The organism is Massilia sp. YIM B02443, assembly GCF_030411955.1.
Lineage (GTDB): Bacteria > Pseudomonadota > Gammaproteobacteria > Burkholderiales > Burkholderiaceae_D > Telluria.
On sequence record NZ_JASNRA010000047.1, the window covers coordinates 1 to 9,745 of the forward strand.

Annotated in this window: 8 protein-coding genes, 9 tRNA genes and 1 pseudogene; 6 read left to right on the top strand and 12 right to left on the bottom strand. The window is 57.5% G+C overall.

Features of this window, described 5'->3' with window-relative positions; all coding sequences use genetic code 11:
- The 5 genes and pseudogenes from QPK27_RS24700 to QPK27_RS25570 all read left to right on the top strand — a co-directional run.
- Nucleotides 1-368: hypothetical protein (locus tag QPK27_RS24700; protein ID WP_290420817.1), on the top strand; the 368-nt coding region annotated here is incomplete at its 5' end.
- Between the two features lie 938 nt (nt 369-1,306).
- On the top strand, nt 1,307-2,023 hold the full coding sequence (locus QPK27_RS24705) for a hypothetical protein (protein ID WP_290420818.1): 717 nt from the start codon (nt 1,307-1,309) through the stop codon (nt 2,021-2,023).
- 424 nt (nt 2,024-2,447) lie between these two features.
- Entirely contained in the window at nt 2,448-3,347 is a 900-nt protein-coding gene (locus tag QPK27_RS24710) for a hypothetical protein (protein WP_290420819.1), read from the top strand.
- Nucleotides 3,348-3,371: 24 nt separating this feature from the next.
- Entirely contained in the window at nt 3,372-4,238 is an 867-nt protein-coding gene (locus tag QPK27_RS24715; protein WP_290420820.1) for a GIY-YIG nuclease family protein, read from the top strand.
- Between the two features lie 26 nt (nt 4,239-4,264).
- Nucleotides 4,265-5,077 (top strand): annotated as a pseudogene (locus tag QPK27_RS25570) (NYN domain-containing protein).
- Nucleotides 5,078-5,244: 167 nt separating this feature from the next.
- On the opposite strand, the gene QPK27_RS24725 reads toward QPK27_RS25570, so the two are convergent.
- Nucleotides 5,245-5,577: a hypothetical protein gene (locus tag QPK27_RS24725; RefSeq protein ID WP_290420821.1), complete on the bottom strand. Its 333-nt coding sequence runs from the start codon at nt 5,575-5,577 to the stop codon at nt 5,245-5,247.
- Nucleotides 5,578-6,004: 427 nt separating this feature from the next.
- Here QPK27_RS24725 and QPK27_RS24730 point away from each other — a divergent pair, with 427 nt between their 5' ends.
- On the top strand, nt 6,005-6,337 hold the full coding sequence (locus QPK27_RS24730; RefSeq protein WP_290420822.1) for a helix-turn-helix domain-containing protein: 333 nt from the start codon (nt 6,005-6,007) through the stop codon (nt 6,335-6,337).
- On the opposite strand, the gene QPK27_RS24735 is transcribed toward QPK27_RS24730, so the two are convergent.
- From QPK27_RS24735 to pgsA, 11 genes are all read right to left on the bottom strand, one after another.
- Entirely contained in the window at nt 6,325-7,428 is a 1,104-nt protein-coding gene (locus tag QPK27_RS24735; RefSeq protein WP_290420823.1) for a site-specific integrase, read from the bottom strand. The two genes, QPK27_RS24730 and QPK27_RS24735, sit on opposite strands and share 13 nt — an antisense overlap.
- Before the next feature lie 146 nt (nt 7,429-7,574).
- Nucleotides 7,575-7,648, bottom strand: a tRNA-Cys gene (locus QPK27_RS24740).
- 77 nt (nt 7,649-7,725) lie between these two features.
- A tRNA-Gly gene (locus tag QPK27_RS24745) sits at nt 7,726-7,801 on the bottom strand.
- 29 nt (nt 7,802-7,830) lie between these two features.
- Nucleotides 7,831-7,906 (bottom strand) — tRNA-Gly (locus QPK27_RS24750).
- Nucleotides 7,907-7,935: 29 nt separating this feature from the next.
- Nucleotides 7,936-8,011 (bottom strand) — tRNA-Gly (locus QPK27_RS24755).
- Nucleotides 8,012-8,040: 29 nt separating this feature from the next.
- Nucleotides 8,041-8,116, bottom strand: a tRNA-Gly gene (locus QPK27_RS24760).
- 61 nt (nt 8,117-8,177) lie between these two features.
- A tRNA-Gly gene (locus QPK27_RS24765) sits at nt 8,178-8,253 on the bottom strand.
- A gap of 29 nt (nt 8,254-8,282) precedes the next feature.
- Nucleotides 8,283-8,358 (bottom strand) — tRNA-Gly (locus tag QPK27_RS24770).
- Between the two features lie 67 nt (nt 8,359-8,425).
- Nucleotides 8,426-8,501, bottom strand: a tRNA-Gly gene (locus tag QPK27_RS24775).
- A 67-nt stretch (nt 8,502-8,568) separates the two neighbouring features.
- Nucleotides 8,569-8,644: transfer RNA gene (locus tag QPK27_RS24780), tRNA-Gly, on the bottom strand.
- An 88-nt stretch (nt 8,645-8,732) separates the two neighbouring features.
- Complete coding sequence (gene pgsA / locus QPK27_RS24785; RefSeq protein WP_290420824.1) at nt 8,733-9,308, bottom strand: CDP-diacylglycerol--glycerol-3-phosphate 3-phosphatidyltransferase; 576 nt, start codon at nt 9,306-9,308, stop codon at nt 8,733-8,735.
- Nucleotides 9,309-9,745: the final 437 nt, after the last annotated feature.

The following is a 9,745-nucleotide window of genomic DNA, read 5'->3' on the forward strand; positions in this document are numbered from 1 at the left end:
ATTCTACTTCTGATCGCGCTCTTTTTGTGGGGGGATTACCACTGCAGGACGTCTTGCGTAGCTTGGGCATCACTATGACAGGTAGCCTAATGTACCCGGCGCCACCGGTCGCCCTGCATGAGCACAGCTTCGTCGCTGGCATGATCGAACAGGAGTGTATGAACATCGACATCACGGCAAGGATGCTCCGCGTCGTCGCTGAGGGCACAAACGCAAGCCTTTATCACGGCTTCATAGAACTTCTCTACGGTGTCCGTAATCTAATTGTCCACGGCACGCTTTCGCCGTTTGACCAGGCCAATGAAGAGGTACTTGAATCGGCATACAAGATCCTTGATTTATTGGTCGTCGAAGTCTCGAAGACTTAATGGGCCGTTCCTGATCTTGTAACGTTACCATGAGGAGAACCGCATGCGGTTGAACGGCCGAGTTCGGCCAGAAGCCGCCTTTCGCGACCGGCCCAGATCAGCGACCAGCGGTCGCTCGGAAAACGTCAGCAGCGCATCGAGTTAGGGCTGTATGTACCGTATTCACCGCTCTATAGCCGTATTGACTTGCACCACAAGTTTGCTGTTGTTGGGACTGCCCCTGGCTCCGTATTCGCTAGGCCTAAGTGGAGTCGATGGCCGTCCTCAAGAGCCATTACAACTCGTGTCACCCGAGCAGGAGGCGGCTATCTGGAAGCGAGCACGCCGTGTAGGCATGTCAAACGTGGAACCAGATGACCCATATTTCTACGCGGTCAACGTGTTTTCCGCACAAGGACAAAGTACGCCCCCGGCCAACCGTGAAAAACGAAGCGGACTGGCGCGCTATTCTATTCGGTCAAAGTTGCGTCTGTAAAAAATCTGTTATTCTTGCTTCTATCCTGAGTTCGACTAGACGCGAGGCATCACGTTGGTGACGGCATTCCTCGGCAAGCTTTGGATAATCTACGAGACCTGAAAATGACAGTTCCAACATCAAAAAGCAGTGGAAAACGGCCTTCCAAAGATGACCTCTTACAGGAAAGCGACAACACCCGGTATTTCAAAAGTAAAGAACACGAGATAGCGTTTTACTTCAAGCTGAACCACCCCGAATTTGATATCAGACTAGGAATTAAGCGGGTCCATCAGCTTGATGTGGAAAAGGCTAGGGAATTGAGAAAAGTATACCTTTCCATGTTCCATTCGGACACAAATGAGGATTCTGCGAGCGGGTTGAGCTGTGATGAAATTTGCGCGGATATAAACGCAGTGTTCTATCGAGTTTCGGGCGGGAAGCTTTAATGACACAATATCTTCCCTCTACGCGGGTATATTCCTTGAGCGATCTTGACGTTGATATGCACACGCAAATAGTCGACTTTAACAACGCCCTACTCAATGGTTTGCACCCACCAACGCTAACGCAGATAAAAAACGCCTTTAACGCAGCGTTCATAGTGAACCAAAGTGGGCAAATTTTCGTCAAGATTTCGCTGTTGAACAGATTGCTTCGAACTGGCAGTTCCGGTGCGGACAATTATATGTGGCAGCATGGCATCAATGGCTACGTGTCTCCCTCCAAACCCTATGAGTTAGATGGCGATCTCTGTATCGCTGGAGCGGACTTTTTGAGCTTGGTTGAGGCGCGCATATATACGACTGCGGGAAAGGCAAATCATTACCTCAAATACGTTAGAGCGCTCTATTTCGCATTAAATTCTCTTACCATTTTCCATGATCTTCGTACGGCATTCACGCAAAACATCGAAAATCTACGCAGCCAGCTAAAACGACAACGTATTCAGCGATATGCGATTATCTCATGTGAGTTTACCTGCATTCCGTTCCAGTCCCAGTCGGATGTGGAGTTTGCGCATGTGGACAGCGTTGTCACCGCCCCTAACCAAGCTACAAATGTGGACAATGGTGTCATAGTCTTTTCCGATATCCATTCGGAGCTTACAAGGCTGAACATCCATAACTTCGCCGGAATGTACGAATTCTGCGTTGATCGCGGTCATTCGACCGACTGGGCGGACCGATATTACATGTAGTAGTTTATGGCATAGACCTTCGTGGCTGAGCTCGCGAACGAGACCCGCCAGCCTCGTCGACATTGTCCATGTTGTTGTCTCGGCCAGCAGTGGGAGAGCGCTTGCAAATGCAGTTGCAGCTGATACTGTGCTGGCGTCCTTAGAGCGTCGGTATTCATGTTCGGTCCACCCGCACGCTGCGCTCGGTGAGCGCAGTGCGGGGGAAACGCCCGCTGTACGGATCGGACTAATAGCACCTAACGAAACCGCCGTCGATAATGGATGCTCATCTCAGCTCATCAATCTGCCCGCCAGCGTCTGCCCCACGATCCGGCGTGAGCGCCGGCCCTGTCCGACCTGGTGTCGAGCAGCAGGAAGGGCCGCGCGCCTGCGCCAGCACGACGCGGAGGCGTCGCGCCTATTGCGCCGCCCCCGGGTCCCGCCAATGACGGTGCCACGGCCGCGCGCCGGGAAGCCGCGCCAGGTCGCGTCGACCAATACGCCGTCCGATCGTACCGAGCTGGACGCCCGTACCCTTGAGTCCTACCTGTCCGGATTTTTCGGCTATGGCAACCTGGACGCGCCATTGTGGCTGATCGGGATGGAGGAAGGTGGCGCGCGCGACCTGCTGGAAGTGCAGCGCCGGATCGCGTCCTGGGCGGCGCACCGCACCCCTTGCCTCGATTTGGCCGATCACCATCATCGCTTCGGACAGGGCCGCTGGTTCGCGCCCGGCGCACCGACGCAGTCGACCTGGCGGGCGTTGATCCGGCTCGCGCTGCGCGCGCGCTCCGACACGCCGGTCGACATCGAGCACGTGCGCGCCTACCAGATCGCCCAGCTGGGGCGCAGCGGCGGCAACCTCGCGCTGCTCGAGCTGCTTCCGCTGCCGAAGCCGTCGCGCCGCGACTGGCGGTACGCGCGCTGGAGCAGCCTGCCTTGTCTCGCGTCGCCGTACCGATACGAAAAGCACATGGCGCAGCTGCGTGTCCCAGCGCTGCGCCGCCTGATCGCCGTCCACCGACCCCGGGTGGTGGTGTTCTACGGACTGGGCTTCGCCGAGTACTGGGATGCGATCGCAGGCGCTGGCCCGCTTTCTTGCGAACGTTTCGTCGACCAGCACCACCGGGATGGCACGGTCACCTCCTACCTGCAGTTGGCCCATCCGGTAGCGCGCGGCGCCGTCAACCTGCGGTTCGAACAAGCGGGCGACCTGATCAGGACTGCTGGCCTGCTGGGGCGCGGCATTCCAAAGCCCCGGGCTGGCGCTGCCGCTAGATCACCGGCATACTGTCTGAATTGCAATTTCGCGTGCTTGCCGCATCCGGCCGGTGTGCCGGCATAGCACGCGCCTCCTTACAAGAAAAAAATGGATCGCTTACTGCAGATTGGATTCCGTGAAATTGGCCACTGGATTTCCGAGGCAGGCCGGCTGCGCTTGCAGCTCCAGGCGCTGCCGCCGCATCGGCGCGCCCTCTACGCGTTTGTCGTCGACAACACTATCCTCTATGTTGGCAAGACGTCCGGCTCGCTGAATAGCCGGCTGAATGCCTACGTCGCGCCGCACGCCACCCAACGTACCAATGTCCGTAACCGAACGGGCCTGCTGGAACTGCTCGATGGCGGGCGAGCGGTACGCATCCTGGGATGGATCGACCCCGGCCTGCATCGCATCGGCCCGTTCGACCTGAACATGGCAGCCGGGCTGGAGGACAGCATCATCGCGCTGCTGGCGCCGCCCTGGAACGGAGCGGGCAGCGCCGAAGCGGTCCGGCGCCATGTCGCGGTGGCCGACGCGCTCCCAGCAGCTGGCAAGGATGCGGCAGCGATGCCGGAAGGTGTGCCGGTCCCGGCCCCGAGCGCAGCCTCAGCGGCCACCGTCATGGCGGGCGTTCCCCCGCCGGCAGTGGCGACGCCGCGCGCCGCGCTGTTGGCGCCGTCCACGGAGATCACGTTCACGGTCAAGCTCGGGAAGACCTACTATGAACGCGGCTTCTTCAACGTGCCGGTCGCCTTTTCCAGCGCGTTCGGCAGCCACGGGGCGCGGATGGACCTGTATTGCGGCGACGAGCGTGCGCACCTGCACGCCCTGCTCGACCGCAAGGCCAACCAACTGAACCAGACGCCGCGCATCTACGGCAAAGCCGAGCTGGCGACCTGGTTCCAGCGTCGGTTCCAGCTCGACGGCACGCTCCGGGTCACGGTGCTCGGGCCAACCAGTGCGGTGCTGTCGTGAGCGCGGGCCGGCACGCGCTGCGTCGCATGCCTGGCGCGACCGGCCAGAGCCAGCCACCCTATCCCGACGCGCGGGTCGCGGTGCTGGTCGACTGCGACAACACGATGCCGGCGATACTCGACTACGCGCTGCGACTGGTGGCGCAGTTCGACCGCGTGGTGCTGCGGCGCGGTTACGGCAACCATGCGACGCTCGGCCACCGCTGGCAGGACGCCCTGGTACAGCAAGCCTTCACGCCGCATTTGCAATACCAGTACACGGCGGGCAAGAACACGGCCGACATCGCCCTCGCGCTCGATGCGTTGGAAGCCATGTTCGACTAGCGCGCCGACGTGTTCTACCTAGTGACCAGCGATTCCGACTTCGCCTACCTATCCCGCAAACTGCGTGAACGCGGCGCCATGGTATGTGTCGTCGGCGAAGCGAAGACCCCGGCTGCGCTGCGCAATGCAAGCGACCACTTTTTCGAGTGGGCGCCAGTACCCCAGCGTACAGCGGAGCCGGCGGCGCAATCGGACAGCCCGCAGCGGACGGAGGCACCTGCAGCCGACCAGAACGCCGACGCCGTAGTCCAAGCGCTTCCGGATTCCATCGCCCAGGCCATCGGCCTGCGCGCTGGCACCGCTCTCGAAGGCTGGGTACACCTTGGCGCGTTGGGTGTCTATTTGAAGCGGACGGACCCTAGCTTCAGCCCCGCAGCGCATGGCTACTCCGGGCTTCTAAATATGCTGAGGGCCTACCCTGGGCTGCAGCTCAATAAAGAAGTCGGCGGCCACTACACCGTGCGGCTCGCGGCGCCACCCGGTGTAGTGGCCGAGCGGCCTGACCCGCCAGTCTGAGACCGGTCCAAGGCGATGAACTTCCATCATCGGCCTGGTAAGCTGAGCCTGAATTCACCCGACAGTGCGCATAAGTTTTGAACGGCTGCTTCGGGTCGTCAGCGGACGTACACAAGCTCAGTCCGGGCGCTCTAAAAACCGAAACCCATATAGTGGAGCAGTAGGATTCATCGCCGCCTGGCGTCATGCGCCGAAGGTGGCTCAATGAAGGTGATCAGCCACGACTGCGCATAGTCGGCAACTTGCCCTGCGTCACTCACCCCGCGCTCGAACCCTGTCAGCGTCATCCGCCTCTCGTTGAGCCAGACGATATGTACGTCGGACAGTTCAGACCTTACCGAACCATCCTGAAGAAGCCGCGCAACCTTGCAGGGTCGCCGTAGCCCTTGATCGGTGACGTCAACGATCAGCAAAACGCCACGCTGGCCGACAGCTTGACCCAGCATGCGCCGGTCAATCTCGACTCCAGCTTTCCTCATCTTCACTACTTGAACCTCCATATACCACCAGAGACTGTATATTTATACAGTATTTTAACAGAAGTTCGGAGGCGCTTAAAACTGGTGAGTAGCGAGCGGGAGATGTCCATGCGTTTGAGCACAGCAATGATTCTATGAAGCTCACCCCCGATGTACGCTGAAAATTATCTTTTTCGCAATCTCATGATCGAATTTTTCCATTTCGTTGCATGGGCGATTCGCCTTAGAAATGCCGTATCGCAGTGTCAACTTCCCTACCGCCAAAATTTTTCAGCCGAGAACGCGCCCTCACTGCGGCCTGAGCGTAAACAAAAAACCTCCGAAGCGCGGTTGCAGTGTCATCTCTAAAAAGATAAAGTCACTCATGTCGCTAAATTAAATGACTCCCCGAGCGGCCATATCTTATTGCAGATATTCTCACCTATAACAATCTGAATAGATTTCTGCCATGACGACATTTGAAACGATGGACCTTCAAACTGCCGCCGCTTATTTAGGCGCCAAGACCGAAACCATTTCGCAGTTGGCTCGAAAAGGTGAATTACCTGGAGCACAAATCGGTAAGGGCTGGATTTTTCTCAGAGAAGACGTGCTCGATTTTCTTCGCAGGCGCATTGCCGCCGAAACGGAGGCGCGTCGCGCCATGAGAGAAAGTGGAAGCGAAGTCCTTTGCAAGGAAAACGATACTACGCAGCCAGTTGCGGTACTGAAGACTCGCACTCGCCGTCGCGCCCCACCACTGCTGCCTGGGTTGCCGTCTGCGACGCACTACCACAGTTGAGAGGCGAGATCGCTTCCACGAAGGCTCGCATACCGTTTCAACATGCGAGGGTCCCGGTGTCCAGTTATCTTGGCGATTAGGGTATCCGACAATGCGGTTCTTTCGAAAAGCCTACATGTAGCTTCATGACGCAAATCGTGGAAGTGTAAATCCGGACTTCCAGCCGCGCTAAAAATTGCAGAAAACTTGGCAGATAATTCAGCAGTAACCTTATCAAGAACTCGCTCATCCCGATCGCCGGGCCAATACGGAAAAATTATGCGATTCCGCTGCTGGATATCTAGGCTCTTTTCCGACGTGTAGTTCAACAATAGCGGGATCAACGTACTAGGGAGTGGCACCTGCCTATTGTCGCCATTTTTCGTTCGCTCCAGCGTAATTGTCTTTTTTTGCAGGGCAATTTGGGACAGCTCGAGCGTATAGCACTCCCTGAGCCGCATAGCTGTATTCAACGCCAGCTGGAAAAGCATTCTTTCGTCAGGCAAGTCCGATAGTTTCTCGAGAATGCAGTCTTCCTCGCCTTCATGAAGCCGTCGATCGCGCTGCTCATCATAGCGCGGCAGCTTGCCGGCCTTCGCAAGTACTTCCGCGTCCCCGTCCGTATATGTCGAGAATCCTCGTTTCAAGAGCCGAAGCGGGTTAGCCACCATGATGTCTGGATGCTTACGTATCATCCAGTCCAGGCACCTAGCAAGCGCGCCATGCCTGTGCCTGATGGTCGACGGCGCCAGGTGCTGGTCGCGCTTCATCTGCCTAACCCATGCCTCGGCCCATTCATAGTTCAGCATGCTAGTGGATATCAGAGCGACACCAGGAAGCAGTGTGTCCAGAAGCTTCCGGTCGGACAGGGGAACAGAATTATGGCGCAGGTACTCGGCAACGCACCTTTGGAGTGTCCAAGTCTCTCCCTTTGAGCTCTTCTTCTCCAAGAGTGCTGCCGGCACAATCCCCTGCGCCAGCAGCGCTTCCAGCTGCTTCCCGTATCGCTCAGCGGTTTCGTAGTCGTCGAAGGTATGGTACAGCGGCTTCGGTAGAAGCTTGTGGGTGACCCTTAGCTGGAACCCGTACGGACGCTTAATGATGGTCGCCATGATGCATAGATCATAGAACCTGGCGTCGAAATGTAAACGGCCAAGCGAAGGCCATTTGGCCGTTATCAGGTGTGGTGCACCACACCTGGCGTGTGGTGTTGAACCCAATGCAAACGGGCCCCAATGGGGCCCGTACTATGAGGATCTGGAGGCGAGGACGGGAGTCGAACCCGTCTAGACGGCTTTGCAGGCCGCTGCATAACCGCTTTGCTACCTCGCCAGAGGGTATGGTGCGCTTGACTGATGTGAACGGTTATGAAGCACATCAACAAGGGAAGAAGAATTCTTCCTGAATTCTGGAGCGGGAGAAGAGTCTCGAACTCTCGACCTCAACCTTGGCAAGGTTGCGCTCTACCAACTGAGCTACTCCCGCTTAGGAGTGTTACCACTATATGCAAGAACTGGAGCGGGAGAAGAGTCTCGAACTCTCGACCTCAACCTTGGCAAGGTTGCGCTCTACCCACTGAGCTACTCCCGCTTAGGAGTGTTACCACTATATCCAAGAACTGGAGCGGGAGAAGAGACTCGAACTCACGACCTCAACCTTGGCAAGGTTGCGCTCTACCCACTGAGCTACTCCCGCTTAGGAGTGTTACCACTATATCCAAGAACTGGAGCGGGAGAAGAGACTCGAACTCACGACCTCAACCTTGGCAAGGTTGCGCTCTACCAACTGAGCTACTCCCGCTTGGAGTCTTACAACGTACTGCGCCAAACTACCATTTACTGCATGCTGCCCCAGTAGAAACTGGAGCGGGAGAAGAGTCTCGAACTCTCGACCTCAACCTTGGCAAGGTTGCGCTCTACCAACTGAGCTACTCCCGCTTAGGAGTGTTACCACTATATGCAAGAACTGGAGCGGGAGAAGAGTCTCGAACTCTCGACCTCAACCTTGGCAAGGTTGCGCTCTACCAACTGAGCTACTCCCGCTTAGAGAACAACGATTATGACAGACTTTTGACGTTTTTCCAAGATCGCTTTACAGCTTTGCAATCTTTGGAGCGGGAGAAGAGTCTCGAACTCTCGACCTCAACCTTGGCAAGGTTGCGCTCTACCAACTGAGCTACTCCCGCGTACAGAACAACGATTATGACAGACTTTTGACGTTTTTCCAAGATCGCTTTACAGCTTTGCAATCTTTGGAGCGGGAGAAGAGTCTCGAACTCTCGACCTCAACCTTGGCAAGGTTGCGCTCTACCAACTGAGCTACTCCCGCTTCGTCTTTCAATCTGTTGCGTTGTTGTCGCAACAGGCAGGCATTATAGAGATTCTATTCTGTACGTCAAGGATGCCAACGAAACAAATTAACTCGGCACCTTTTCCTTGATCAGGGGCCAGGCCCGGCGCAGGTAGTAGAACATCGACCACACGGTCAGCACGCCGGCCACCCACAGCAGGTATTCGCCCCAGAAGTGAATGTCCAGGCCGAACAGCTTGTCATGGAACAGCAGCATCGGGATCGCGGTCATCTGGGCCGCGGTCTTGATCTTGCCGAGCGAGCTGACCGCCACCGACTTGGTGGCGCCGATCTGGGCCATCCATTCGCGCAGGGCCGAGATGGTGATCTCGCGGCCGATGATGATGCCCGCCACGATGGCGTCGACGCGGTCGAGCTGGACCAGCACCAGCAGCGCGCCGGCCACCATCAGCTTGTCGGCCACCGGGTCGAGGAAGGCGCCGAAGGCCGAGGTCTCGTTCCAGCGCCGGGCCAGGAAGCCGTCGAACCAGTCGGTGACGGCGGCCACGATGAAGACCACGGTGGCGGCCAGGTTGCGTTCCGGCAGGGTCATCCAGTCGGTGGGCAGGTAGAACAGGCCGACAACCAGGGGAATCAGGGCGACGCGTAACCAGGTCAGGAGAATCGGGATATTAAAGGGCATAAAGAGCTGATTACCGTGAAAAATGCTTGCCCGACAGTCTACATGGGTATGCTTGTTTGGGCCAGTTGGCTCAGCTTTATCAGGCGCGGGCGGGGGAATGTAAGCTCAACGGGTCACGGAGAGGAATGGTTGACGCACGCGAGCCGGATCGTGCGGACGATGCTCCGAACGAGGATCGTGTGTACGGGCGGCACAACCGGTCGCTGGACGGGTGGACGGCGGAGCCGTCCACCCTACCCGTTACGGATGCGGTGTGTAGGGTTGGCCTCGGCGGCCCCGCGCTATGCCGCCGACGCGTCCAGCACCAGCATGCATTGTTATGAGCTCGCACTGGCTGACCGCGTCGGCGGCGGAGCGCGGGGCCGCCGAGGCCAACCCTTGTATCTTGCTCATATTGGTGGTTAGCTACTGCCAATAGAGGTGAAGACCAGCTTGGG